The 25,155-nt window shown below is 62.9% G+C and carries 21 protein-coding genes; 16 read left to right on the top strand and 5 right to left on the bottom strand.

Annotated features, from left to right (window positions below):
• The first annotated feature begins 3 nt into the window (after positions 1-3).
• The 9 genes from mdcC to ASD99_RS01250 all read left to right on the top strand — a co-directional run bounded on the left by mdcC (position 4) and on the right by ASD99_RS01250 (position 6,828).
• Entirely contained in the window at positions 4-321 is a 318-nt protein-coding gene (gene mdcC, locus ASD99_RS01290; RefSeq protein WP_057142480.1) for a malonate decarboxylase acyl carrier protein, read from the top strand.
• A complete protein-coding gene (locus ASD99_RS01285) occupies positions 314-1,243 on the top strand; it encodes a biotin-independent malonate decarboxylase subunit beta (RefSeq protein ID WP_056589166.1) in 930 nt (309 codons plus the stop codon). Before mdcC ends, ASD99_RS01285 begins: the two co-directional genes overlap by 8 nt.
• Positions 1,230-1,961: a biotin-independent malonate decarboxylase subunit gamma gene (locus ASD99_RS01280; RefSeq protein WP_056589163.1), complete on the top strand. Its 732-nt coding sequence runs from the start codon at positions 1,230-1,232 to the stop codon at positions 1,959-1,961. Before ASD99_RS01285 ends, ASD99_RS01280 begins: the two co-directional genes overlap by 14 nt.
• The gene (gene mdcG, locus ASD99_RS01275) at positions 1,954-2,616 is read left to right on the top strand and encodes a malonate decarboxylase holo-[acyl-carrier-protein] synthase (protein ID WP_413813916.1); all 663 of its coding nucleotides are present in this window, start codon (positions 1,954-1,956) and stop codon (positions 2,614-2,616) included. The genes ASD99_RS01280 and mdcG overlap by 8 nt, the downstream gene beginning before the upstream one ends.
• Positions 2,592-3,482, top strand: coding sequence for a triphosphoribosyl-dephospho-CoA synthase MdcB (mdcB, locus tag ASD99_RS01270; RefSeq protein ID WP_082583111.1), 891 nt, complete (start codon positions 2,592-2,594; stop codon positions 3,480-3,482). Before mdcG ends, mdcB begins: the two co-directional genes overlap by 25 nt.
• A complete protein-coding gene (locus tag ASD99_RS01265) occupies positions 3,479-4,408 on the top strand; it encodes an acyltransferase domain-containing protein (RefSeq protein WP_274533676.1) in 930 nt (309 codons plus the stop codon). The genes mdcB and ASD99_RS01265 overlap by 4 nt, the downstream gene beginning before the upstream one ends.
• A 48-nt stretch (positions 4,409-4,456) precedes the next feature.
• Positions 4,457-4,882 carry an organic hydroperoxide resistance protein gene (locus tag ASD99_RS01260; RefSeq protein ID WP_057142477.1) on the top strand — a complete coding sequence of 142 codons (426 nt, stop codon included), beginning with the start codon at positions 4,457-4,459 and terminating at the stop codon, positions 4,880-4,882.
• Between the two features lie 202 nt (positions 4,883-5,084).
• Positions 5,085-5,927: a formate/nitrite transporter family protein gene (locus ASD99_RS01255; protein WP_056589152.1), complete on the top strand. Its 843-nt coding sequence runs from the start codon at positions 5,085-5,087 to the stop codon at positions 5,925-5,927.
• Between the two features lie 298 nt (positions 5,928-6,225).
• Positions 6,226-6,828 carry a sigma-70 family RNA polymerase sigma factor gene (locus tag ASD99_RS01250; RefSeq protein ID WP_244482896.1) on the top strand — a complete coding sequence of 201 codons (603 nt, stop codon included), beginning with the start codon at positions 6,226-6,228 and terminating at the stop codon, positions 6,826-6,828.
• A 200-nt stretch (positions 6,829-7,028) separates the two neighbouring features.
• On the opposite strand, the gene ASD99_RS01245 is transcribed toward ASD99_RS01250, so the two are convergent.
• Positions 7,029-7,682: a response regulator transcription factor gene (locus ASD99_RS01245; RefSeq protein ID WP_056589148.1), complete on the bottom strand. Its 654-nt coding sequence runs from the start codon at positions 7,680-7,682 to the stop codon at positions 7,029-7,031.
• Positions 7,683-8,039: 357 nt separating this feature from the next.
• Positions 8,040-8,414, bottom strand: a complete 375-nt coding sequence (locus ASD99_RS01240) for a response regulator transcription factor (protein ID WP_057142476.1) — start codon at positions 8,412-8,414, stop codon at positions 8,040-8,042.
• Between the two features lie 434 nt (positions 8,415-8,848).
• Between ASD99_RS01240 and ASD99_RS01235 the strand changes: the two genes are divergently transcribed.
• The 6 genes from ASD99_RS01235 (at position 8,849) to ASD99_RS01205 (ending at position 19,491) form a co-directional block, all read left to right on the top strand.
• Positions 8,849-9,925 (top strand): AraC family transcriptional regulator, encoded by a 1,077-nt coding sequence (locus ASD99_RS01235; RefSeq protein ID WP_244497574.1) that lies wholly within the window; start codon positions 8,849-8,851, stop codon positions 9,923-9,925.
• Between the two features lie 100 nt (positions 9,926-10,025).
• A complete protein-coding gene (locus ASD99_RS01230; protein ID WP_082583110.1) occupies positions 10,026-12,314 on the top strand; it encodes an FdhF/YdeP family oxidoreductase in 2,289 nt (762 codons plus the stop codon).
• Between the two features lie 1,137 nt (positions 12,315-13,451).
• Positions 13,452-14,177, top strand: a complete 726-nt coding sequence (locus ASD99_RS01220; protein WP_057142671.1) for an alpha/beta fold hydrolase — start codon at positions 13,452-13,454, stop codon at positions 14,175-14,177.
• Positions 14,178-14,550: 373 nt separating this feature from the next.
• Positions 14,551-17,724, top strand: a complete 3,174-nt coding sequence (locus ASD99_RS01215) for an efflux RND transporter permease subunit (protein WP_057142473.1) — start codon at positions 14,551-14,553, stop codon at positions 17,722-17,724.
• Complete coding sequence (locus tag ASD99_RS01210) at positions 17,721-18,971, top strand: efflux RND transporter periplasmic adaptor subunit (protein WP_057142472.1); 1,251 nt, start codon at positions 17,721-17,723, stop codon at positions 18,969-18,971. Before ASD99_RS01215 ends, ASD99_RS01210 begins: the two co-directional genes overlap by 4 nt.
• Positions 18,972-19,254: 283 nt before the next feature.
• A complete protein-coding gene (locus tag ASD99_RS01205; RefSeq protein ID WP_056593372.1) occupies positions 19,255-19,491 on the top strand; it encodes a hypothetical protein in 237 nt (78 codons plus the stop codon).
• A gap of 103 nt (positions 19,492-19,594) precedes the next feature.
• On the opposite strand, the gene ASD99_RS01200 is transcribed toward ASD99_RS01205, so the two are convergent.
• The gene (locus tag ASD99_RS01200) at positions 19,595-20,446 is read right to left on the bottom strand and encodes a sensor histidine kinase (protein WP_056593369.1); all 852 of its coding nucleotides are present in this window, start codon (positions 20,444-20,446) and stop codon (positions 19,595-19,597) included.
• A 386-nt stretch (positions 20,447-20,832) separates the two neighbouring features.
• A complete protein-coding gene (locus tag ASD99_RS01195; protein ID WP_162256671.1) occupies positions 20,833-23,622 on the bottom strand; it encodes an ATP-binding protein in 2,790 nt (929 codons plus the stop codon).
• 272 nt (positions 23,623-23,894) lie between these two features.
• On the opposite strand from ASD99_RS01195, the gene ASD99_RS01190 reads away from it, so the two are divergent.
• Positions 23,895-24,113, top strand: a complete 219-nt coding sequence (locus ASD99_RS01190; RefSeq protein ID WP_056593362.1) for a hypothetical protein — start codon at positions 23,895-23,897, stop codon at positions 24,111-24,113.
• A gap of 304 nt (positions 24,114-24,417) precedes the next feature.
• Here ASD99_RS01190 and ASD99_RS01185 read toward each other — a convergent pair whose 3' ends face one another.
• Complete coding sequence (locus tag ASD99_RS01185) at positions 24,418-25,155, bottom strand: response regulator transcription factor (RefSeq protein ID WP_244497572.1); 738 nt, start codon at positions 25,153-25,155, stop codon at positions 24,418-24,420.

Here is a 25,155-nt window from a genome sequence, read left to right as displayed (position 1 = left end):
CCCATGGAAAACCTCAAGCTTCGCTTCACGACACGCGGCCCGGCCCCCGGCACGGCGTGCTCGGCGATCGTCGGCGTCGTCGCGTCTGGCAATCTCGAGGTCCTGCTGGAGCGCGTGCTCGCACAGAACGAGTGCGCCGTGGAGATCACCACGCCGGTGCGCGGCTATGACGAGGTGTGGAAGGCCGTCGTCGCCGATTTCGTCGAGCGCGCCTCGCCGGGTGGCATGCGCATCTCGATCAACGACGGCGGAGCCCGGCCGGATACGGTCGCGCTCCGTCTCATGCAGGGCGTGCGGACCATGGAGATCGACGATGAGTGAGACCGGCCGTCCCTTCGGCGCGTCCGCGAGCTGGTTCCTTTCCACCGCGCGAGAGCGCCTCGCAAAACTGCTCGACGCGGGCAGCTTCACGGAGTTCGTGCCGCCGTCGGAACGCGCGCAGAGCCCGCATCTCGCCTCGTTCGACCTGCCCGCCGCCTTCGACGATGGCATGATCGTCGGGTGCGGGCGCCTCGACGGGAACAGCGTTCTGGTTGCCGCGCAGGAAGGCCAGTTCATGGGCGGAACTTTTGCCGAGGTGAGCGGCGCCAAGCTGCTCGGCCTGATCCGCGCCGCGCGCGATGACGAGAAGCTGCCGCGCAGTATACTCCTGCTGCTCGACAGCGGTGGAGTGCGGCTGCAGGAAGCCAATGCCGGCGAGCTCGCCGTCGCCGAGGTGATGCGGGCGATCGTCGAGGCACGCGCCGCCGGCGTGGCGGTCATCGCCCTTGTCGGCGGACGCGCCGGGGCGTTCGGCGGCGCTGGGCTCATCGCCGCGACCTGCTCGGCGATCGTGATCTCTGAACAGGGGCGTACCGGCGTGACGGGGCCAGAGGTCATCGAGACCAACAAGGGCGTCGAGGAGTTCGACTCGCGAGACAAGGCGCTGGTCTGGGGCGTCACCGGCGGTCGCACGAGGCGCCTTATCGGCGGCGCTGACGCCTATGCCGAGGACACGGCGGCGAGCTTCCGCGAGGCCACCCTCGCGCTCATGGGCAAAGCGCGCCCCTTCGATCTCGCCACGCTTCGCGCCGAGCAGGCACGTTTGGCCGGGCGGGTCGGGCGGCTCGGCGGCTGCGACCGCGCGGCCGCTATGTGGAAAGCGCTCGGCGTCGCCGACCCGCGGGCGGCCGGAGACATGGACGACCCGGTGTTCGTCGCCCTCGTCGCGGATGTGAAGGGAGCCGGCGATGACGCTCGATGAGATACTGGCCGGTCTGTTCCCCTCCGGCCACGACGTCGTCGTCGGGCCCGGCAAGCTGCTGCTCGGCACCGGCAGGCGCGTTTGCGGCCGTGCGGTCGAGGTGATCGGCATCGCGGAGGGCGAGCCGCTCGGCATCGACGGCGTCCTGCCGCTCGCCGAGCGCGTGCTCGACATCGCCGCCGCCGGCGGGGACGCGCCGATGCTCGTCGTCGTCGACACGCAGGGCCAGCGCATGGCGCGGCGCGACGAGATGTTGGGGCTCAACGAATATCTCGCCCATCTGGCGAAATGCCTACTGCTGGCGAGCCGCAGCGGTCATCCCACCATCGGGCTTAACTACGGCAGGGCAGCAGCCGGCGCGTTCCTCGCCACCGCGCTCGCCACCGACGTCCTCGTCGCCCTTCCCGGAGCCGAGCCGGCGGTGATGGACCTGCCCTCCATGGCGCGCGTGACCAAGCTGCCGCTGGAGAAGCTCGAGGCCCTGGCGAAGACCACCCCGGTCTTCGCGCCGGGGTTGGATTCGATGACCAAGGTCGGCGCGATCGCGCAGGTCTGGGACCCAGCGAAGCCGCTCGACGTCCAGATCGAGACGACGCTCGCGACCATCCCGGCGCACGATGTGCGCGACGCACTGGGTGCCGAGCGCGGCGGGCGGCTCCTCGCCACCGGCATCGCCTGGCGCGTGGCGGACCAGGCGAGCCGATACCGCCGTGTATAGCCGCCACCAACTCCTGTGCATCCGGCCGGAGGCATGGTCGAGCGTGCTCGACCATGCCTCCGTCATCTGGGAGCTTGCGAGCGATGAGCGGGAGCTTCTCGTCGGCTGGGCGGAGCGTGGCTGGCCGGTGATCGTGCGCCGTCCGGCGCCGGGCGAGGCGCGCGGTATCGCGGTTGGCCTGGCCATGCCCCCCGCGCTCGGCAAGCGGCGCGTCGGTCTCACGGTCCCGGTCCCGGCCGTCGCGCGGACGCTGCCCCTGGTCGCACTGGAGGACGCCACCGCATCGGCGGCGCCCAGGCTGCGGCCCCAGATCGACGCAGTCCTTGCGCTCGGTCGGCACCTGGCGCTGCGGCCGGCCGTGTTCGGTGCGCTGCTCTGGCAGCACCTGACCGGGCTTTCCTATCTGCGGCCCGCCTCCGACCTCGACCTGCTCTGGCCGGCACCGGACCGCGACATCCAACCCGATCTGCTGGCCGGACTCGCGCGGATCGACAGGCACGGCCCCGCCCGGCTCGACGGCGAGGTTCTGTTCTCCGGCGGGGCAGGGGTGAACTGGCGCGAACTCCATGCCGAAATCGGCCGGCCCGCAGGCGCGGTCCTTGTGAAATCCATGAAGGGAACGGAACTGAGATGCGCGCGCACCCTCTTCACCTGACCGCTCCCACCACTGGCCCGGCCGGCCCCGAGCCGGTTCGCGAGGCCGCCTTCGCATGGATCGGCGAGGCGGCGGCACAGGCGCTGACCGACGAGCTGGAAACCTGGCCGAAGCCCGGCCTCGTCAGCCTCGTCGATGCCGGCAGCCATGATAACATGGATGCTGGCACCTTCCGGCGCAGCATCGCCGCGCTTCGGCCGTTCTATGTCGAACTCGCGCGGGCCGGTGCGGCAGGCGCAGGCATGGACGCGCTGCGGTGGACGGGGCTGCGGGCGGAAGCGGCCATGCTAGCCGCGACCGGCGGGGTGAATACTCATCGGGGGGCCATCTTCGCGCTCGGCCTGCTCTGCGCCGCAGCGGGTGCAACCCTTGTGGAATGTGCAGCCGGCCTGACAGCGGCGCGGCTCACCTCCATGGTTCGCGACAGATGGGCCGCAGCGATCCTGCGCGGCCCGATTCCATTGAACAGTCATGGCAGCGGCGCGCTACGCCGGTTCGGGGCCGGTGGCGCGCGTACCGAGGCCGCGAACGGCTTCCCGCACGCCGTGCGGGTCGGACTGCCTGCCCTTCACGCCGGGCGGAGCCTCTCCGGGAATGAGGAGGCGGCGCGCGTGCACGCCTTCTTCGCGCTGCTGGCGACGATGGAGGACACCAACCTGCTGCATCGCGGCGGCGCGAAGGGCCTCGGGGATGCCCGCGAGGCGGCGCGCGACTTCCTCCTCGGCGGCGGCGTCGGCCGGGCGGGCTGGCTCGCCCATGCCGTCGCGGTGCATCGCCGGTTCGTCGCGCGGCGCCTCAGCCCGGGCGGCTCGGCCGACCTGCTGGCCGCGACGATCTTCCTCGATCGCCTAGGGAACGGGCCGTGAGCACCGCCATATTGTGCTCAGGCCAAGGCCGCCAGAACCCTGAGATGTTCGACCTCGTCGCCTTCGAGCCGGCGGCGGCGGCGATCTTCGCCGCGGCCGCCCGAGCGCTCGGCGGGCGGGACGCGCGCGACCTCGTGCGGGAGGGCGGCAGCAACATCCAACGCAACGACGTCGCCCAGGTACTGTGCTGCACGGCGGCGCTAGCCACCTGGGCCATTATAGAGCCATCAACTCCACGCCCGCTGATCATCGCCGGCTACAGCGCGGGCGAAGTGCCAGCCTGGGCTGTCGCCGGCGTCATCGACGCGTCGATCGCCTTCGACCTCGTGACGCGCCGCGCCGCACTCATGGACGAGGCGACGCGTGAGCCCTCTGGGCTCGCCGCCGTCGTCGGCTTGCAGCGCGATGTCGTCGACGGACTTTGCCGCGCCTATGGGCTCGACGTCGCCATCGTCAACGGTCCGCTGCACGTCATCGTCGGCGGGCGCGCGACGGGGCTCCGACAGGCACTCACGGACGCCGCGGCACGCGGCGCCATCCGCGCGGCTATACTGCCGATCCACGTCGCCTCGCACACGCCGGCTCTTGAGGCCGCGGCCGGGCGGTTCGGCGGGCTGCTGAGGGAAACCGTCGCGGACGCCCGTTTGCCGCGCGAGGTGCGGCTGATCAGCGGGATCGACGGGACGCCGGTTCGCCGGATCGCCGATGGTCTCGACAAGCTCGCTGCGCAGATCGCGACAACCATCGACTGGGCGACCTGTATGGATGCCTGTTGCGCCTCCCGTCCCGCCCGCGTGCTCGAACTCGGGCCTGGCGATGCCCTGGCGGGGATCATGGCCGAGTTCGAGCCCGGGATACCAGCACGCAGCGCCGCCGATTTCCGCTCCGTCGCTGGCCTGCGCCGGTGGATGGAAATGGCGTCCTAAACACCCCCACAGACGCGAGACCAAACCGCTCATGAAGGAAGAAAACGCATGACTATTCTCTACTCGACCAAGGTCACCGCAACGGGCGGCCGCAAGGGAACGATCCGCAGCGAGGACGGCATTCTCGATCTCAAGCTTGCCATCCCCAAGGAACTGGGTGGCATGGGCGGCGGCACCAATCCCGAACAGCTCTTTGCCGGCGGCTATGCCGCGTGTTTTGAGAACGCGCTGTTGCGCGTTGCTCGGCAGTCGGGGCATCGCTTCGCCGATGGCGATGTCGATGTGGTCGCCGAGATCGGACTCAGCCGCAACGTGGCCGACGCCTTCGTGCTGCACGCGACGCTCGCGGTCAGCATCGCCGGCGTCGACCAGGCGACCGCCGAGCAACTGGTGCGCGACGCCGATGCGATCTGCCCCTATTCCAATGCGATCCGCGGGAACGTCGATGTCGCCAGGACGGTCGTTGCACTGTGACATTGATGAGATTGGACCAGCCAGCTCCCACGACCGGCACCCGGCCTGATCGCGGCCGACAAAGCATACCAAGGAATGTCTGGACCTAAATCAAGCGCTTAGTCTGGTTGCCCTGCGTAGAATGTCGCAGCGAAATGCCGTCGGCTATCCAGTCCTGGTTGGCGACGCACGGAGACGTGCCTGACCCGGAAGGACAGTGATCATGAACGACAGCCTCTCACCGCTCGAAATCGCGCGGGCAATGGTGGATCTCGGCGCCGCCAAAGCCGCTCACGGCGTTCTCGATCTTTTGATCCGCGGCATGCTTTCCGGCGCACTCCTCGCCTTCGCGACGAGTCTGGCCCTGCAGGGTGCGCTTCAGACAAATGTCGCGCTTGTCGGCGCTCTCATCTTCCCGGTGGGATTTGCCATCATCATCATCCTTGGCCTCGAACTCCTGACCGGGAATTTTGGACTGGTACCACTGGCCGTCCTGGCTCGCCGCACGACGGTCGGCCGGATGTTGGCCAACTGGTTCTGGGTTTTTGTCGGCAACATGCTCGGCTCGCTCGCCTTTGCCGGGCTGTTCTATGTCATCCTGACCGATGTCGGCAATGTCGGGGCGGGTGCGCTCGGAGATCATCTGCGCGCGCTCGCCGAAGCCAAGACGATCGCCTATGAGCCGTATGGATATGATGGACTGGTGACCGGTTTCGTCAAGGCCATGCTCTGCAACTGGATGGTCTGCCTCGGCGTCGTCATGGGAACGAGTTCGAAATCCGCCGTCGGCAGGATCGTCGGATGCTGGTTGCCAATATTCGCCTTCTTCGCGCTCGGATTCGAGCACTGCGTCGTCAACATGTTCGTCATTCCCATGGGGATGATGCTCGGGGCCAAGATCAGCTTCGCAGACTGGTGGTACTGGAACCAGATACCCGTGACCTTGGGCAACATTGCTGGCGGATTCCTGTTCACGGGGCTTCCCCTTTATTGGACCTATCTGAGGGGCGGCGCAGAAGGCATGCCCGCCCCCGCGGCGAGGATGTCATTCGGCCCGGCCGAGTGATCTGCCTGGCACTCCCGCGAACACCTCCTTCCTCAACATCGAGCCGCCCACATTGCATCGTGAAAGAATGTAGTCGTTTCGAAAAGAAGCCCTCTGTCCGGTCCGCCATGATAGCGCCGACGGCATCCCAGCAGACAGCGTCGATTGGATGCAGCAAAAGCCAGGAGAGGCAGGCGCACATGTATTGGAGACCAGACATGCAGTGTCGAACTAGCGGATGGTTGTGGCTGTCCGGTTCGTGCCCGACCGGCTTCAGTCCGGATGGCGAGTTGCAGTCGCCGCCATTGCGCACCGCCTGATGACCATGAACACGACCCATCTCGAACTTCCGCCCGGTGTTTCGCTGCAGCCGCATTTCCGCTCGGTTGACGCGGCAAGTGTCGCGGAGACCGAAATCGCCGACGAACGCAGGCGAGCGATCGTCGACGAGATTCCACGGCTGCGCGGCTATGCGCGCGCGCTGCTGCGGGACCGCGATGCCGCCGATGACCTTGTGCAGGACAGCCTCGAACGGGCGCTGTCGAGGATGGCAAATTGGACGGCAGGCGATACGCCGCGCCGTTGGCTGCTCACGATCATGCACAATTTGTTCATCGACCAGTTGCGGCGCGCCAAACGCCATGCCCGGGCAGTGGCCACGATCTCAGAAACGATAGATGTGATCGCGACGTCGCCACAGGCCGACAGGCTGGTATCGGTCGATGTATTCTCGGCGCTTCAGCAGATCAATCCCGAACGGCGCGCAGCACTCGTGCTTGTCGCGGTCGAAGGCCTCTCCTACGACGATGCCGGGAAGGCGCTGGGCATTCCAGCGGGCACGCTGACGTCGCGGATCGCCAGAGGCAGGGAGGAGTTGCGATCGATCCTCGAAGGTGTCTCGCGGCCAGGACGACCAGGGTGAGCGAAGAATGAACCGGGGCCGTTTTCATGACGAGCCCAAGGCACCGGCCGTCCACGCCGGCGCGGCGTCCCCGGGGTCATATCCGGCGAACGGCGGAGACAGTGTTTGGCCGGACCGCGGCAACCGCATCGAGAACTGCTGGAGCGAGCGGGCGGGATCGAAATATTTTCGCACGATACCGGATGACGACTTTGCCATCGCTAGTCGCTTCTGAGGCCCAACCGTTCAGCAATCCGTACTAGGTCGGGCAAGGTTCGGACCGCCATCTTGCGCATGAGATGCCCGCGATGGATCTTGACCGTAATTTCGCTGAGGCCCATCTCGCCCGCGATCTGCTTGTTCATCAAGCCCTTGGTCACGAAAAACATGACCTCCTTTTCGCGAGAAGTCAGTGTTTGGTAGAGGGCTGATATCGTTGCCGCTTCCCGGTCGGATTCCCACCTTATGCGGTCGTTCTCGAGTGCGCCGAAGACCGCATCAAGCATGTCCTGGTCCCGGAACGGTTTGGTCAGAAAATCGATCGCCCCGGCTTTCATCGCGCGCACCGACATCGAGACATCGCCGTGTCCGGTCATGAAGACAACCGGCATTTGAATGTTCGACTTTGCAAGATGAGCCTGGAAATCAAGGCCGCTTACGCCGGGCAACCGGATATCGAGCACGAGGCAGCTTGGCGTTTCCGGCAGTTTGCCCTGCAGGAATTGGCTGGCGGAGGCGAACAGCTCGACATGCAGCCCCACAGATCTGAACAAGCCGCTCAGGGCATCCCGCACAGCGTTGTCATCATCGATGACATAGACGGTCGACGCAAAAGCGGTCGACGCGGTTCGGCCTGGATTGGAACCTGCTGTCACGATAGCGGTACGCCTCTCACGATTCCTGCTGCGGGATGGCACAGCGCCATCTTAGCATATTAATTCGGCAACGAGGCCCACCAGGGCGAGACTGTCGGCAATGCCGAGGGAGATCGGACCGCTTCCGCCATGGTTCGTTCAAATACACCATCAACACCACCGATCCACCGCGCCGATGCTCCACAGTCGCGCCCCTTGCGCAGCAATGCCAGACAGGCGATCACCGAAACCTGCTTGGAATTCAACCGCACAGGTTGGCGGCAATCTACCCGGAACGAACGCAAGTGCCTATTTGGAACGCACGCGACTTTGCTCCAAGAGCATGGAGGTGGCAGCGCTCGGATTACCACGAAGAGGTCATTCCGGCTTGTTCTCGCGTGGCCAGTTCAGCGCATCGGCGATGCACCGGATCATGGCGGCGGCGTCAAAAGGCTTGTAGAAGAAGCCTGCGGCCCCCGCAGCGAGGGCATTTTGCCGGGTGCGTTCGTCAGGATAGGCTGTGATAAGGATCACCGGAACGGTGTGGCCACGTGCCAGGAGCAACGTCTGCAATTCCAAACCGTTCATTCCCGGCATCTGCACATCGGTGATGACACAGCAGACGTCGGCGAGCCGGGGCGAATGCAAGAGTTCCTCGCCCGAGGCAAACAGGTTCGCGGCAAAGCCGAAGGAACGCATCAGATTCGCGGTGGACGTGCGGATCGCCTCGTCGTCGTCAACAATGGCAACCATCGGAATTTTCGGCACCTCGGTGTCCCCCCGGAGACTGTATCGCCCGGCGTCGCCCCGGCCCGATGTCATCTCGGCACCAGCATACAGCGTAGGACCAGGACCGAAACTATACAGAGGTTTGAGCTAGATGAGGTTCACAGGCAGCGATGCCGTGACCTGGCGACCGGTCGTAAAACCGTACGGTTACGCCGCGGCGTCGCGGTTCAATTGCACCGTGAGATATCATTATCGCCCGGCGCCGGCGGCCTCCCTGCCCAAGGTTGCTGTCATCGCCAGAGCCCAAGCCGCCGTCGCCAATAGTAGATACCATCGTATATGCCGCATAGCAGATGATATGATCCATTCAGACTGCCATTCAATGGAGCAGGTTTCCCACCCGTGTACCTTGACCCAGCAAGCAGAAGAAAATTCTGAGGGCAGAGGAGCATGGTCCAATGCAGTTCCACTCATTGTCTGTATACGAATATTACGATCGGCAGCCGGGAGAGGATCGGCCCGTCCTCCCTCGACGCGACGGCACGGCCCGACCGATGCACGCCGCCGGCCCGCCGCGAACGCCTGAATTCGGCTCGTCATTGTTCGACCCGTTCGACGCAAGCCGCGGCACCTACCCGGTGGCGCCAGATTCCGGCATGATTTCGATCCCCCTCACTCATATGAATGTCGTTCTCTCGATGTCCGCGACAGCGATGCTGCAACCCCGTCGCGGCGGTCTGACGATGCATGCAAATGCAGCGGCAGACCCTGAGCCCGCAGCGGTGCCCAGAGGGACCATGGCGCAATTCGCCGAAGCAGGCCAAATCGCGATCGACGGGCTGAACATCTTGCACGCGCCTCGGGACCTCGGCCTTGCCGAACTGGTCCCGGAACGGCACTCCTCCGATCCGGTCGTCGAGCGTCTTTCCAGGGCGCTCGAGGCGGCCGAAAGCAGTCATGATGGATTTGGCAACCTCTATGCCGACGCAGTCCGCCTTGCCATCGTAACCCGCTTGCTCACGCTGCGCTCAGATCCGGAGCCAGATCTGGATGAGCCGACAGCACGTGCCACGGCCGCCCTGCCGAGATGGCGATGGAAGCGCGTCGTCGAATACGTCGATTCACATCTCGATGAGAAGATTGCACTCGCCGACATGGCAGCAGTGGCGGGGCTCAGCCGAATGTATTTCGCTGCACAGTTCCGGGCGGCCACCGGCATTCGCCCGCATGTATTCCTACTGCGGCGACGGATTGACCGCGCCAAGCAGATGCTCATCGAGACCGAGATGACCCTGGTCGATGTGGCGCTGAGCGTTGGCTTCCAGAACCAAGCCCATTTCACCACGGTCTTCAGACGTTTTGTTGGCGAGACCCCCTATCGCTGGCGTTGCGGCAATCGCACGGATGTCGCGGATCGCCCTTCCGACAGCGATCCCGCCTGTTGGCGCTACCCGTCTCGTGGGTCGGATACGCGGCCCATTCAGCTGGCATCTCCGGGAGAGTTGTCGCCCCGCAGCGCTGCCGCCGCAACATAGTCGACATCGCCGGCAGCACCACTGCCATGGAAAGATGTTGCTTCCCGGAATGCTCCCTTGCCTAGGGAGGATTCCTCCGCTCTCCGTAAAGGCATATCCGATGGCCAATGATATCCGTCCCTACAATGCCCCGGCCGGCGGATGGGGAGCACTCAAGGCGCTGGGCGAACACCTTGTCGAGCAAGGAATCCCGATCAAGGGGGCGGCCACTCTGGGGCGCATGAACCAACCGGAGGGATTTGATTGCCCCGGCTGCGCCTGGCCGGACCCCAAGCACACTTCATCCTTCGAGTTTTGCGAGAACGGAGGCAAGGCGGTTGCCTGGGAAGCCACGGCGAAACGCTGCACGCCGGAGTTTTTCGCCGTCCATACCGTTGCCGAGCTTTCAAGCTGGAGCGATTTCGATCTCGAGATGGTTGGGCGACTGACCCATCCGATGGCCTACGACGCCGCATCTGACCACTACGTGCCGGTCGGTTGGGACGAGGCCTTTGCAATCGTTGCCCGCCACCTCAACGGATTGCCGTCTCCCAACATGGCCGAGTTCTACACATCCGGCCGCACCTCGAACGAGGCAGCGTTCCTCTACCAGCTCTTCGTGCGCGAGTTCGGCACCAACAATTTCCCTGATTGCTCGAACATGTGCCACGAGGCCACCAGCGTCGGCCTGCCGCACTCGCTCGGCGTCGGCAAGGGTACCTGCCTGCTTTCCGATTTCGACAAGACGGACTGCATCTTCATCTTCGGACAGAATCCGGGAACGAACAGCCCTCGCATGATGACGAGCCTGCGCAACGCCTCGCGGCGCGGCGCAACCATCATGTCCTTCAATCCGTTCCGCGAGCGCGCTCTAGAGCGATTCCAGTCGCCCCAGAGCCCGATCGAAATGGCAACGCTTACGTCGACGCCGATCAGCGCCAAGCTTTATCAGGTGCGTGTCGGCGGCGACGTCGCGGTCGTCAAGGGACTCATGAAAGTTCTCATTGAGGCAGACGATGCGGCGCGCGCAGACGAACTGCCGGCGATCCTCGACTGGGATTTCATCAAGGGCCATACGACGGGTATCGAAGCTCTCACCGCCGACCTGCGGGCGACGCGATGGGAAGACATCGTGTCTCAGTCAGGACTCGCTCGCGACGACATCGAATACGCCGCTCGCGCCTATATGCAGGCCGAACGAGCGATCATTGTCTATGGCATGGGCATCACGCAGCACCGGCGGGGCGCACAAAGCGTGCAGCAGCTGGCGAATCTCTCGCTGCTGCGCGGTCATATCGGCCGTGAGGGCGCCGGGCTTTGCCCCGTACGCGGCCACTCCAACGTCCAGGGCGATCGCACAGTCGGCATCACCGAAACGCCGACAAGGGAATTTCTCGATCGGCTTGAGCGCCGCTTCGGCTTCGAGCCGCCGTCCCAGCACGGCCACAACGTCGTGACCGCGCTGGAGGCCATGAAAGACGGCAAGGTGAAAGTGTTCTTCGCCTTAGGTGGCAACTTCGTGTCCGCAATCCCCGACTGGGAAGTGACACGCGCTGCCTGGCGCAAGCTCGACCTGACGGTCCAAGTGTCGACCAAGCTCAATCGCAGCCATCTGGTACACGGGCGCGACGCGTTGATCCTGCCTTGCCTCGGGCGCACCGAAGTCGACGTCCAGGCAACAGGGCCGCAGTCGATCACGGTCGAGGATTCGATGTCGATGGTGCACGCGTCGGCGGGCCGCAATGTTCCGGCGTCAGAGCACCTGAGGAGCGAACCTGCAATCGTCGCAGGCATTGCGCGGGCAACAATGGGTGCACGTTCCGTCGTCGACTGGGAAAGCTTTACCGCCGACTACGACCTTATCCGCGACGCGATCGAAGACGTGTTCCCGATCTTCCAGGGCTACAATGCCCGCATTCGCATCCCGGGCGGCTTCCATCTGACATCAAACGCGCGCGAACGCATCTGGGCGACAGCTTCTGGCAAGGCGAATTTCCTTGTCTTCGACGGCCTCGGCGAGGATCCGCGCCAGGACAGTCTCGACGTACTATGGCTGACGACGGTGCGCAGTCATGATCAGTACAACACCACGATATATTCGATGTCCGACCGCTATCGCGGTGTCTTCGGTCAGCGCGACGTGGTCTTCCTCAATGAACAGGAGATGGAAAGGCGTGGCCTCCAGGCCGACGACCGCGTCGACTTGATCACTCTGTCCACCGACGGCGTTGAACGCCGCCTGTCCAATTTTCGGGTCGTCCCGTATTCGTTCCCGAATGGCAGCTGTGCTGCCTACTATCCCGAGGCAAACCCTCTCGTGCCGCTCTATTCGCACGATCCGATGAGCTTCACGCCCTCCTACAAAGCTATTCCGATTCGCATTTCGCGTTCGCGTACCGAGGCGGGCTGATCATAGGTGCGAGCTCGCGTGCCTTCGGTTCACCCCTCACGATGAACTTTTTCCCTGCCGCTTCGAGATCGTGCGCATCTTTCCGGCGAACGTTCCTTCACAAAAGCGAACGGGCCCAATGGCAATACTTTTCGAGGTGTTGGTCGTTCACTGACGTCCACAAGATTTGCTTCGAAAGGAAATCGGAGTGGCAAAAATGAGTTCCCATGACCAATGCCGGGCCTACCCTTGGCGGCTCGACCGCGGAGATCTTCGAGCTGCGTCGCGCTGGGTCGCAGCCAAGTGGTTGGACGGGCTCGGCCGCGGCCCCGAAAGCGCGAGCGGCGGTGACGAGCTGGCACAGTTTGGGATTCTGGAACCCTATCTTGCCGAAGCGGTGGTGCTTGAGCGGGGAGCCGACTTCATGTTTGCGAGGTGGGGCGCGGCGCTGGACGCGCTTTGTGGGGGGGACCGGAGTGGTCACAGACTGTCTGCGCTCCCCCAACCAAGCCGCGGGCAGCTGCGCCGGCTGTGCGTGCGGGCCGCGGCGGAGCAGTTGCCGCAAGCGCGACACGCGACCTGGGCGTTCGATGGACGGATTTGGGAGTGTGCGATGCTGGCGCTGCCGACGGCCGGCGACGAGCTTTCCGCCACGCGACTTCTCGTCGCCCTGTTCTTTGCCCCTCACCCAATGTTTGCCGCCCAACCTCTTCCACGCGGCGAAGCGTTGCGTTGGAGGCGAAGCTCCCGCGCACGCCGCGCACGCGCCATTCTGCCGAACACCTGAGGCGCCCGTCCGCTCCTCCCGCGGGCGCCCGAACTGGCGGTGGATCGCACCAGCGATCCGCCGCCCTTTTGGTGGTTTCGGTCGCTGCGGACGCGCGCCCGTCACGTTCGCCACCGGACCTGTCCGTGCGTGGCGAGAAAGGCAGGGGCGTTTCTGAAAGACGCCGAACCGCGAAATCGAGATTGTCGCAACGAGCTGCCTCCGCAAACGCCTCGGCAACGGGGCCGCCCGCAGGATTTTCTACCGCATCGTCGGCCCTCATATCGGTCATCGGCGCGTTCGATTGTTTGCAAAAAGTAAAGGAAGAGACCGTGCGCGAGATCATCAATGCCATCGCAATTGCCATCACTCTCGGCCTGTCGGGAGTCGCCGTGGCGGACGCGGCCGAAAATCCCAAGCCCGCGCCCAAGCCCGCGCATACCGTGGCGCGCAACGTCGTGCTCGTGCACGGAGCATGGGCGGACGGATCGAGCTGGGCCGAGGTAATCCCGCTCCTTCAGGCAGCCGGCCTGAGCGTAACCGCAGTGCAGAATCCACTGACATCGCTGGCAGACTCGGTCGCGGAGACGCGCCGGGCGCTGGCGCTGCAGGATGGACCAACCGTGCTGGTAGCTCATTCCTGGGGCGGCACCGTCATCAGCGAAGCGGGGGCTGATCCCAAGGTCACATCGCTGGTCTATGTGGCCGCGCGAGCACCGGATGCCGGTGAGGATTTCGTCGCTCTCTCCGCAGAATTTCCCGCAGGACCCGTCCGGGCCGGCATCCAGGTGAACGATGGTTTCTCCAGATTGTCCGAAGATTCATTCCTGAAATACTTCGCGAACGGTGTCGCGCCCAGGCAAGCGAAGATCTTGTATGCGGTTCAGGAGCCCACCGCAGCGACTATCTTCGGCGGACGAACCAGCGAAGCTGCATGGCATTCCAAGCCATCGTTCTATGCGGTGTCGAAGCAGGACAAGACGATCAACCCTGACCTCGAGCGGTTTCTCGCGAAACGCATGCACGCGACAACGGTGGAGATCGATGCGGGCCACCTGTCGTTGGTTTCCCATCCCAAGGAGGTGGCTGACCTCATTCTGGCTGCCGCGGGCCGATGACATTGGATTTGAAACTGCCCCGGCGAAGCGATGCGGACGGGCCTGACGGCCTGGGCGGGCCGTCCCGGCGACGACCCGCCTGCTGCGCGCTGCATCCACATGCTGGCAGGATTGGTCTCGCTCGCCGCACTGATGTGCCCAAACCAGTTCGTCCCCAGCAAAGCTGACGATGACTGACCGGTCGCGCTGGCCATGGGGCGGATTGCGCCCGGTCATGAGCCTGGCGGCGTCACAGGGCAACGCTCGGCGCCGGACATTCAAAGCAATGGGCGCAAAGTCATTTCGGAGACACTCACCAAAATCCGGCAATACGGCGACGTTCATCGCTCGAGCCGTTCCGACTAATGTCGCCAGGAAGGTCGTCGGCTGAGACATGGGCATCGTTCGGTTCGCGCTTCGATTTCCGCACACGTTCTATGTGCTGGCTGCCTTGATTCTCTTTCTCGGCGCCGTCGCAAGTCGCGAGATGCGATTGGACGTCTTTCCGGAAATCAACATTCCGGTGGTGACTGTAATCTGGAGCTATAGCGGCCTCAGCACGCCGGAGATGGAACAGCGCGTCACCACGTACAGCCAGTATGCGATCAGCTCCAACGTCAATGGCATCAAGAACATCGAGGCGCAGACCCTGGGGGGACTGTCGGTCCAGAAGATCTATTTTCAGCAGGATGTGAATCTCGATCTCGCTATCGCGCAGATCGTTTCGGCGACAAACGCCATTCGCGCCCTCCTGCCACCGGGAATCCAGGCACCGCTCGTGGTGCAGTTCAACGCCTCCAGCGTGCCGGTCCTGCAGATCAGCCTGAGCTCCGACACCCTCAACGAACAGCAGCTCTACGACTACGGCATCTATCGGATCCGCCAGCAACTGGCCCCTATCCCAGGTGTCACGCTGCCAACACCCGCGGGCGGGAAATATCGCCAGATCATGGTCGACCTCGACCCGTCGAAGCTCCTGGCCAAGGGCCTGACGCCGCTCGACGTCGTCGGCGCGGTCAACGCCCAGAACCTGACCTTGCCGTCGGGCACCGCCAAGATCGGCAACACGCAGTATGTCGTGCGCACCAACGCCACGCCGGCAACCATCGACGAGCTCAACAACATTCCGGTCAAGGTCGTGAATGGCGCCACGGTGTTCGTCAAGGATGTCGGCCAGGTTCATGACGGATGGCTCGTTCAGCAGAACATCGTTCGCGAGAACGGCCGGCATTCGGTTCTGCTCAGCATCATCAAGAACGGCAATGCCTCGACGCTGGAGGTGGTCGATGCCGTTCGGGATGCCTTGAAGACGGCGCGTGCCGCGGCGCCTCCCGGCATGGAAATCAGAGAGCTCTTCGACCAGTCGGTGTTCGTCAAGCAATCGATCGCCGGCGTGCTGCGTGAGGGCGTGCTCGCGGCCGCGCTCACCGCCCTGATGATCCTGCTGTTTCTCGGATCGTGGCGATCGACGCTGGTCGTCATGATCTCGATCCCGCTTGCGATCCTGTCGTCGGTCGTGGCGCTGTATTTCCTGGGCGAAACGCTCAATACGATGACGCTGGGGGGCCTGGCGCTGGCAATTGGCATCCTCGTCGACGATTCGACGGTGACGCTCGAGAACACCCATCGCCTGCTCACCGAGGAAGGACAGATGCTGCCGCAGGCGACGCTGCATGGAGCAGCCGGCATCGCCGTGCCGACCCTGGTGTCGACGCTGGCGATAAGCTGCGTGTTCACATCGGTGGTCTTTCTGGAAGGTCCGGCAAAATATCTGTTCACGCCGCTCGGTCTTGCCGTCGTGTTCGCGATGCTCGCATCCTATGGACTTTCGAGGACGCTCACTCCAATCACCATCGGGTTGCTGCTCAAAAGGGAGCGCCACGGCGCCTCGACGGGCTGGTTCGGCAGGTTTCACGCCAGGTTCGAACGTGGTTTCGAGGCCATGCGCCTGCACTATGCCGAGTTGCTGGCCGTACTCCTCAGGCGCCGGTTCATCGTTCCCGTCATTGCAGCCGTGGTGCTCGTGTTGGGCGCCGTGCTGTCGACGCTCGTCGGTCGCGATTTCTTTCCCGCGATCGACGGCGGCCAGATCCAACTCCATGTGCGGGCTCCCGCGGGAACCCGGATCGAGGAGACGGAGAAGATCTTCCAGGCTGTCGAGGACAAGATCCGCGAGATCGTTCCCGATCGCGACCTCCAGCTTGTCGTCGACAATATCGGCCTGCCGGCGCGTGCCTACAATTTGGCGTTCACCGATGGATCGACCATCGGCGTGAATGACGGTGTGATCCTGGTCGCATTGAAAGACGGCCACGCGCCGACTGCCGACTATGTGCGCAAGTTGCGCGCGGCGCTGCCCAGCGCCTTTCCAGACGTTCTGTTCTACTTCCAGTCGGCCGACATCGTCACGCAGATCCTCAATTTCGGACTGCCGGCGCAGATCGATGTCCGTACGGTCGGCTATGACCGCGCTACCAATCTGCGGATCGCGATGGAACTGCGGCGCCGCATCGCAGCCATTCCCGGTGTTGTCGACGCACACCTGCAGCAGGAAGTCGACGCGCCGGCGTTCTATGCCGATATCGACCGCACGCGGGCGGCGCAGCTCGGTCTCAATGCCAGCACGATCGCCAACAACATCAATGTGAGCCTGAGTTCCTCCGAGCAGGTGTCGCCGAACTTCTGGACCGACCCGACCACGGGCATTCCCTACTATCTTGCCGTTCAGACGCCGGAAAACAAGATCGCGTCACTGAACGACCTCGGCAACACGCCCGTTTCCTCGACTATCAATACCGCAGGTGCACAGGTTCCTGGGCAGCTCAGCAACGTCGCTACGTTCAAGCGCGACAGTCTCCCGACCAACGCCAACCAGGCGAACGTCCAGCCGGTCTACGAAGTCTATGCAAGCGTCCAGGGTCGCGATCTGGGAAGTATCTCCAGCCAGATCAGCGCGGTCGTTGCCGACCTGCAGAAGCAGCTTTCGCCTGGGAACAACATTCAGGTCATAGGCCAGATCCAGAGCATGAACGATGCCTTCTGGGACCTCGGCATCGGCATCCTGTTCGCCGCCGTGTTCGTCTACTTGCTGATGGTCGTGAACTATCAGAACTTCGGCGACCCCTTTGTCGTCATCCTTGCGTTGCCGGCGACCTTGTGCGGCATCGTGACGATGCTGTTCATCACGGGCACGACGCTCAACGTGCCTTCCCTGATGGGGGCGATCATGGCGGTCGGGGTCGCTTCGGCCAATTCCATCCTGCTCGTGACCTTCGCCCGCGACCAGCAATTGGCGGGCAAGCCTGCGTTCGACGCGGCGATCGAAGCCGGTCATACCCGGATCAGGCCCGTGCTCATGACCGCGGCCGCGATGATCGTCGGCATGGTCCCCATGGCGATCGGCGGAGTGGGCGAAGAGCAGAATGCCGCGCTGGCGCGCGCGGTTATCGGGGGGCTTTTGTTTGCAACGCCCACGACGCTCCTCGTCGTGCCGTACCTGTTCGCGATGCTGCGCAGCAGGCAGGACGGCAAGACGGCTCACGGCGTCTTCGACGAGGAAATCGCATGAAACCGAGGGATCATCTGGATCAGCGCGACGATACGGTGACGGATGGCGCAACGGAGCGGCCGCCGCGCCGAGCCAGAGGCTGGCTGCTTGCATTGGGCGCGCTGACCCTGCTGACGACTGGACTGGCCTATGGCGTCCAGGGATACTATTCGCGCAGCCGCGAACTCGCGGCGGCCGCCGGACAGGCACGTGACTTCATCCCGCAGGTGCGTGTTGCAGCGGTAAGGCCGAGCGACGACATCATGCAAGTCAGTCTGCCCGCCACCACAACTGCCTACGATGTCGCGGACATCTTCGCACGAGCCAGCGGCTATATCGAGACGCGTGAGGTCGATATCGGAGACAGGGTCAAGAAGGGACAGTTGCTGGCCAAAATTGCCGTACCGGAACTCGATGACCAGATTTTGCAGGCCCAGGCAACCTTAGGACAGCTCAAGGCGGCGCTGCAACAAGCACAAGCCAATCTCGATCTCGCCAAGGTGACGTGGCAACGCGACAAACCCCTGGTGGACCAGGGCTGGATCACCAAGCAGCAGGGTACGATCGACGTCCAAAGCGTCAAGGCACAGGAGGCGGCTGTCGGCGTTGCGCAGGCCAATGTGAATGCGCAGCAGGACCAGCTGCGCGTGCTCGACCAGCAACAGGCCTACCAGCAGGTGGTCGCCCCGTTCGACGGCGTCATCACTCAACGCAACGTCGATATCGGCAGCCTGGTGCAGGCCGACACGACCAACAGCACTTTCCTGTTCGCCATCATGCAAGGGGATGTGATCCGTGCCCAGGTCTACGTCCCTCAGGACCAGGCCTTTGGACTGACCCCGGGGGTCAAGGCTGTGCTTCGGATTCCCGAAATCCCCGACCGTACCTTCCCCGGCACGGTGACGCGGATTGCCGATGCGCTGGCACCGGGCACACGGACCTTGCTGACCGAAATCGACATTCCGAACCCCGACGGTGTTCTCGCGCCCGGCACCTATTGCACTGTCGAGCTCCAGATCCCGCGCAAGACACCCAGCTTTTCCGTGTCGGCAGATGCGATCATCTTCAACGCAGATGGTTTGCAGGTTGCCGTGGTCCAGAACGGCATCGCGCATATCCGGAAAATATCGGTGGCGCGCGATCTCGGAAAGGAGGTCGAGGTCCGTGACGGCGTCAAACAGGGTGACCTGGTAATCCTGAATCCGCCGGTCGAACTTGCCGAAGGCAGCAAGGTGCAGATCAGTCCTGCAGCCGTCCCAACACCCTAGTTCGTTCACCCTGGTTCAGTTCAAGGGCGCCCGGTGTGAAAATCGAGCCCCCCGTCCTCAGCGCCCCACACGGGCCGAACACCGACACTCCATACTACCTTATATATACATGCATTATACCCTTATATACTGTTTGTTACTTCCGACGTTTGCTAGATAATTGGCACAGGACGAGAACAACAGAGGCGAGACGAACATCGTAACTCGAAGGTTCCCGAGTGCCTGTAGCTGGAATGCGCGGTAGACGAAAGGCCGCCTTCCTCAACAAAAAGGAGAGTTAATCATGCGTTCTATCCCTCTGAAGGCGGCGCTTGCCGCGATGCTCGTCGCCATCCCACTCACTGGGGCCTTTGCCGCCTCGTCGCACGGCGGCCACGACGGCGATCACGGCCGTAACGGTGGGCATGGCAGCAGCGAATACGGCGACTTCTCGCAGAATGGATGGTTTGACGGCATCAACTCGTTCAAAGCCCACCCGACTGCGAACAGGAACCTCCTCCAGCAGTTAATGGGTGAATGAGAAGGCCCCATCGTCTCGCCGCAGCCCCGCCGTCTCTCAGGAACGGCGGGTCTGCAGCATGAAGTCTACGGCGCAGAGACCAGCCGCCTGCAGGAAAGCCTGGCTACCTGGAGTATTCCTCAGGCATGTTCGCCTTCTCATGCCGCCGAACGAGATCTGAAGATGCAGCGCCGCCAACAAACCTCTCGACCTGGCGGTTCGTTCGCATCGTCTGCCGGCGTCGACTTGGCGCGACTGTTTTTGACCCAACCGTGCTTGGCCCAACCGTGCTTGGGACGATGAACCGGAAAATGCTGCCGTGCGGAAGATTGGGCGTGGCCCACAGCCGGCCGCCGTGGGCCGTGACGATAGAGCGGCATATCCACAGTCCCAAACCCATGCCCTCGCATTTGGTCGTGAACAGGGGATCGAAGATGCGGTCGACAAGCGCCGGATCGAGCCCCGTGCCCGTGTCCTCGACGGCCACCAGCACATCCCCATTTTTATCGAGCCGGGTGCTGATCCGCAACTTCCGTTGTCGATCCTGCACCGTGCTCATCGCCTCGATGCCGTTCGAGACCAGGTTGGCGACGACCCGTTCCAATTGACCGTGATCGCCTCTGATCGGCTCCAGGTTCTCAGCGAGTTCGACCTCGACCGCGATGCGGTGAAGGCGCAGATCGAGGCTGACGAGACTGAGCAGGTCCGTAATCAAGTCGTTGATGTCGAGGTTAGCCGCTATGGGCGGGGATTTTCGGACCAGATCGCGAACACCTCTGACGACATCGGCGGCGCGAAGGGTATTGCCGATGATCCGTTCGATGGCCTGTTTCGCCTCATCGAGATTCACCGGATCTCTCGTCAGCCATTGCAGGGCGGTTTCCGCGTTGGTCAGAATGGCGGTAAGCGGTTGGTTCACTTCGTGCGCGATGCACACCGCGCGCTTGCTTATTGCTGTCGATTGGGTGCCATGCATGAGGTACGGGCTCCTACGGCAAGAGGGTGCGATTTGGTCGTGGGCGGCGCCGAAGGCTGCAGAAGATCATTCAGCCTGACCTTGCGAATGGGGGCGATGGGACTATTCCACTGCCGGGGAGGAAATCCTCCGGAGCGTTCGGTGTGATGAAGCTATACGAATGTCCACATCATCACCCCTCCAGCTTGGCGATTGCCTGGAATTTCATGTCATGGATTATCCGCCCTATGAGCTGCGATGCGAGTTTAGCGTTGCAAATAGCTGTAAATATTCGCGCCCAGGACAGACCTTGAATAAGCACATGCGTGGAGGATCGCTCCAAACGCCTGGCGGTAGACGTGAAAGAGCCATGGGATTGAAGGCGAACCGCGACTGGACTGCCGAGCTCAGTCGGTCGAACTCAGCTCTTCGAGAAATCGGCGCGCGGTAACGAGATCTCGCGTTTCAAATCCCTCTGTAAATCGCCGATAGATGTCTTCGAGCACAGAGCGGGCGTCCTTGCCCCGGCCGTGCTCCTTCCACATGCGCGCCAGCGGGATTGCGGCTTTCAGCTGCCAGCTCAAGGCCGATTGCTTGTGGGCACAATCGAGGGAGCGAAGCAGTATACGCTCAGCCGTCGCAAGGTCAGGTCGCGGCTGCATCAGTAGGATTTCGCCTTGGGCCCGCAGCAAGTCGGGCAGCCACAATATCTCGCCAACCTGCTCAGCACGCGCCACAGCCTCGACTATCGTGGCCAACGCTTCGTCCGACTGTCCGGAATGGGCCAGTCCTTCAGCCAAGGCGCGCCGCGTCGGCAGCGTCACGATCCGGTACTGATCGGCATCCATCGCCTTCAAGGCCGCCCGCAAGGTCGCAACGCCGGACGACGCTTCGCCGTGCGCGACCATGAGTTCACCTTTCAGCGCGAGGCCGACAGCGCGATAGGGAGCAAGGGAGTATTTGGTAGCCTGCTCGATTACGATTTCAGTATACTCCTGCGCTGCTCTAAAGTCGCCACTCCAGTGGAAAACAGGGACGAGATAGATGAGGGAAATGCAACTTGAGACCGGGTGATCGTGGCTCTGCGCCGTTTTGATTCCCTGACGGGCGACTTTGCAACCCTGATCCGGGAAGCCACACAGCCACAAGGACCTTGCGAGCGTCGCGAGCCCCGATACATGGTGGTCGTGGCCAAAGAAGCTCACCCTCCCCAGCCTGAAATCCGACGCCAGCTTCGAGCCTTGCTTGCAGTGTCGTAGCGCTGCCGCCTGATTGCCGGTCAGGTGATATGATCCACCTAACATCCATTCCGTCATTGCGTTTTCGATCGGGCCTCCGCTGGCCTTGGCAACGGCAGCGTTCCGTTTGGCGGCCGCCAACGCGCCGCTGAACTCCCCCTGGCGCATGAGGAAGATGTAGAGTCCGGAAAGTAGCTGGAGTTGATGCCTTCCATCCTGCAAGATTTCGGAGAGTTCCAGGCCGCGCTCGATCCCGGCCCTGACTTCCAGGCTGTTGCCGCGGGAGTACATGGATGACATCGCCAGTGCCCCCTGGAGTTCCAGTTCCCATCGCGTCCCGTGATCCGCTTCCCGCAGCGCGCACAGGGCTCGCCGGCACCATTGCTGACACTCATCCAGCAGTGAAAGTCCCAGAAATAGCGGGACTGCGAGGGCAGCCAGCTCAATGGCGAGGGACCGGTCATCCAAGCTCGAAAAACTCCATGCGAGCGCTTTGCGAACGTTATCGATGTGGGGAGCGTGAACGGCAACGTTGTGGCCATCAAAAGCCGAGCCTTTGGCCATGCCCTGCTTGAGAAGGCCGGTGAAGTAGCTTGCGTGACCTCGTTCGGCAGCTACCGCTTGCCCGTCTTCGGCGAGCTTGGCCGCAGCATAAGCGCGTGTCGTATCCAGTAATCGGTAATGAGTAAGTCCGCTCGTCGGCACGACCCGCATGAGTGACTTGTCGACCAGGCTGGCGATCGCGGAGGTCACCGTCTGTATCTTACCCCCGGCGACCGCATGCGCCGCCGCCAGCGTGAAATTGCCAACGAACACGGACAGCCTGCAGAGAACTCTCTGCTCGTCCGTCGACAGGAGCCTGAAACTCCAGTCGAACATGGCCTGCAACGTTTGATGCCGAGGCACTGCACTACGCCAGCCTGGCAGGAGCAGCCCAGCCCCGCTCTCCAGGAGTCCGGCGGTTCCTTGAATACCGTGGGTACCCACACGGCTGGCGACAAGCTCTATTGCCAAAGCGATCCCGTCTAGCCGACGGCAGATCTTCGCAACAATTGGAGCATCGGTGTCGCTGAGCTGGGCATGGTGCCCGCTCGCTGCCGCCCGCTCCATGAAGAGCTGCACGGCGGGCGAGGCCAGAGCTTGAACGGCAGTTGGCGTTTCGTCAGGCGGACTGTCGAGAGGCATCAGCAACTGCACATGCTCGCCCTCAACACGCAACGCCTCGCGACTGGTCGCCAACAAGTGCACCGATGGCGCCGCGTGAAAGAGGCGTGCGCAGAGCTGGGCGGCCGTCTCGATCACATGCTCGCAATTGTCGAGAACGATGAGAATCCGCTTGTCAGCCAGGAAGGCTCGTATGTACGGCTCGTGATCCGGGCCCTGGACAAAGCAGCCGAGTGCCGAAGCCACGGCACTGGGTACGTCAGCCGGGTCGGTGAGCGACCCAAGGTCGACAAAGCAAACCGCGTCGTCGCCGAATTCCTGGCGCAGTGCGTTGCCGACCGCCACAGCGACGGTCGTCTTGCCTATCCCACCTGGTCCGATCACACTGACAAAGCGCCGAGACAAGAGCAGCGAGGACATTGTGGCGACGGTCTCGGTGCGGCCGACCAGCAGCTGCAATGGCGTCGGGAAATTCGGAGATCGCGCCGTGCTTGCAGGAGCAGCAATTGAGGCAGTGCCGCCGCCCGCGCCGGAGCGCCGGACCGGCGCAACGAAGGTGTAGCCCCGGCCGGGAACATTGACGACGTAGCGGACATTATCCTTGCCGTCCCCCAGCACCTTGCGAAGGGCGGCGATGTGCACGCGAAGATTGGCTTCCTCGACGAAGACGCCCGGCCAAACGAGATCGATCAGTTCTCGCCCGCTCACGACCTCACCCGCCCGGCCGGTCAACGCAATCAGAACGTCGAGAGCGCGGCCGCCGATGGCGACGGGTTTGCCATCCCTGACGAGCACCCGAGTTGCCCCGATCAACCGAAAAGGGCCGAAAAATAGGATTTCACCGGTCTCTGTTTGGTCGCTACTTGTGACGACAGCCGAACCGGTTCCCGGCACTCTGATGCTCAAAGATCCGGTCGGCCTTGTTTGCATCTTTTCACGACCTTTAGCTTGTCAAGACCCGCCATGCGGGGTCAGGTCGAGCGGCGTCGGAAGGAAGTAGCGAACGAGAGCCACCAACCGGGGCTGCGCCGCGCGACGCGAAGAAACTACAATTCGTAGGCGGCAAAATGGAATCCATGCGCGAGTGCTTGTTGATGAGGCTTGGCACCGAGGTCCGTTCAAAGCTGAAAGGCGAGGTCGAAGGTAAGAGATTTTGCTCGCGCAAATCCGTATTGCATTTGACGCTGGCAAGCCTCTTTCTGATCGTCGCATTGGAAATGCTCCTGTGGCAGTTGGGAGCGGACCGCCCGCTCAAACTCGCCGTAGCGCTTCTTGAAACGCGCTAAATCGATTTCGATATCGAGAAAATACGGAAAGTGTGTTCGGGTAGCCTTGCGCGCTGGAGACAGCCACGGCCGAGCAAACCGGATGAGCGAATGACAACGAACGGCAATCTTCTTCAGCTACGATCCAGTCGAGAATGCCCTGCAACTCCGACATCGATGCCCCCGCTCTAAGCCCCCTTCGACAGCGATCGATTACAATGTCGTTCCACGCGCTGCTGCGGAGAAAACGCAAGGATAAAGGAAGCATGTCCGAGTCTCCATTGTGGCTTGGTGCAGATTCGTGTCCGATCGGCGGGTTGGTCTACTACTTAGGTCTATCCAGAATAGCACTGAGACTGGTTATGGGAGCAGGCGCAGAGCGCATCAGTTCGGCCATCCTGACCAGGTCTGCCAGGGATTGCGCGCCCATCCTTCTCATGACTTGAGCACGATAAATCTTGACCGTGGATTCTACCACGCCAATCCTTCCGGCAACCTGCTTGTTCATCAATCCTGCCGTCACGAGATCCATGACCTCGCGTTCGCGCTCGCTTAGCGTCTGAAACCGGGTGAATGTCTCGATCGCCTGTCGACTGCGATCGAGGCGCATGCCGTCCAGCTCGATGGCTCTTGTGACGGCATCCAGCATTTCCTGTTCGCGAAACGGCTTCGTCAGAAAGTCGACGGCACCTGCCTTCATGGCTCTCACCGCCATCGGAACGTCGGCGTGGCCGGTCATGAATATGATCGGAATATGGACGCCGGCTGCGACAAGGCGGGCCTGAAAGTCGAGACCGCTGATGCCGGGCATACGAATGTCCAGCACGAAGCAGCTCGCAAGGTCGGGCAATTCCATGTTCAACAGCTCGGTCGGAGACGAGAACGCCTCGCTCTGCAAACCGACGGATTCCAACAAATCGACCAGCCCTTCGCGCATCGAAACATCGTCTTCAACGATGAAGACGAACGCATTTTGGGGAGTCCGAGCATAGATGGGGGCAGCCACTGACTGCGTCGGCCGCAGCAGGCGTTCATATTTTCGGATCATCAGATCACTTGTCAT

Origin of the sequence: Mesorhizobium sp. Root695 (assembly GCF_001428185.1) — a bacterium.
Lineage (GTDB): Bacteria > Pseudomonadota > Alphaproteobacteria > Rhizobiales > Rhizobiaceae > Mesorhizobium.
This window is presented reverse-complemented; position numbering and strand designations above follow the sequence as displayed.

Excerpts from the sequence above, each read along its gene's own strand:
- ASD99_RS01185 (WP_244497572.1), bottom strand. The coding sequence starts at position 25,155 with ATGACAAGTGATCTGATGATCCGAAAATATGAACGCCTGCTGCGGCCG.
- ASD99_RS01230 (WP_082583110.1), top strand. The coding sequence starts at position 10,026 with ATGGCCAATGATATCCGTCCCTACAATGCCCCGGCCGGCGGATGGGGA.
- ASD99_RS01280 (WP_056589163.1), top strand. The coding sequence starts at position 1,230 with ATGACGCTCGATGAGATACTGGCCGGTCTGTTCCCCTCCGGCCACGAC.
- mdcC (WP_057142480.1), top strand. The coding sequence starts at position 4 with ATGGAAAACCTCAAGCTTCGCTTCACGACACGCGGCCCGGCCCCCGGC.
- ASD99_RS01215 (WP_057142473.1), top strand. The coding sequence starts at position 14,551 with ATGGGCATCGTTCGGTTCGCGCTTCGATTTCCGCACACGTTCTATGTG.
- ASD99_RS01250 (WP_244482896.1), top strand. The coding sequence starts at position 6,226 with ATGACCATGAACACGACCCATCTCGAACTTCCGCCCGGTGTTTCGCTG.
- mdcB (WP_082583111.1), top strand. The coding sequence starts at position 2,592 with ATGCGCGCGCACCCTCTTCACCTGACCGCTCCCACCACTGGCCCGGCC.
- ASD99_RS01255 (WP_056589152.1), top strand. The coding sequence starts at position 5,085 with ATGAACGACAGCCTCTCACCGCTCGAAATCGCGCGGGCAATGGTGGAT.
- ASD99_RS01240 (WP_057142476.1), bottom strand. The coding sequence starts at position 8,414 with ATGGTTGCCATTGTTGACGACGACGAGGCGATCCGCACGTCCACCGCG.
- ASD99_RS01205 (WP_056593372.1), top strand. The coding sequence starts at position 19,255 with ATGCGTTCTATCCCTCTGAAGGCGGCGCTTGCCGCGATGCTCGTCGCC.
- ASD99_RS01260 (WP_057142477.1), top strand. The coding sequence starts at position 4,457 with ATGACTATTCTCTACTCGACCAAGGTCACCGCAACGGGCGGCCGCAAG.
- ASD99_RS01285 (WP_056589166.1), top strand. The coding sequence starts at position 314 with ATGAGTGAGACCGGCCGTCCCTTCGGCGCGTCCGCGAGCTGGTTCCTT.
- ASD99_RS01190 (WP_056593362.1), top strand. The coding sequence starts at position 23,895 with ATGGAATCCATGCGCGAGTGCTTGTTGATGAGGCTTGGCACCGAGGTC.
- ASD99_RS01200 (WP_056593369.1), bottom strand. The coding sequence starts at position 20,446 with ATGCATGGCACCCAATCGACAGCAATAAGCAAGCGCGCGGTGTGCATC.
- ASD99_RS01235 (WP_244497574.1), top strand. The coding sequence starts at position 8,849 with ATGCAGTTCCACTCATTGTCTGTATACGAATATTACGATCGGCAGCCG.
- ASD99_RS01210 (WP_057142472.1), top strand. The coding sequence starts at position 17,721 with ATGAAACCGAGGGATCATCTGGATCAGCGCGACGATACGGTGACGGAT.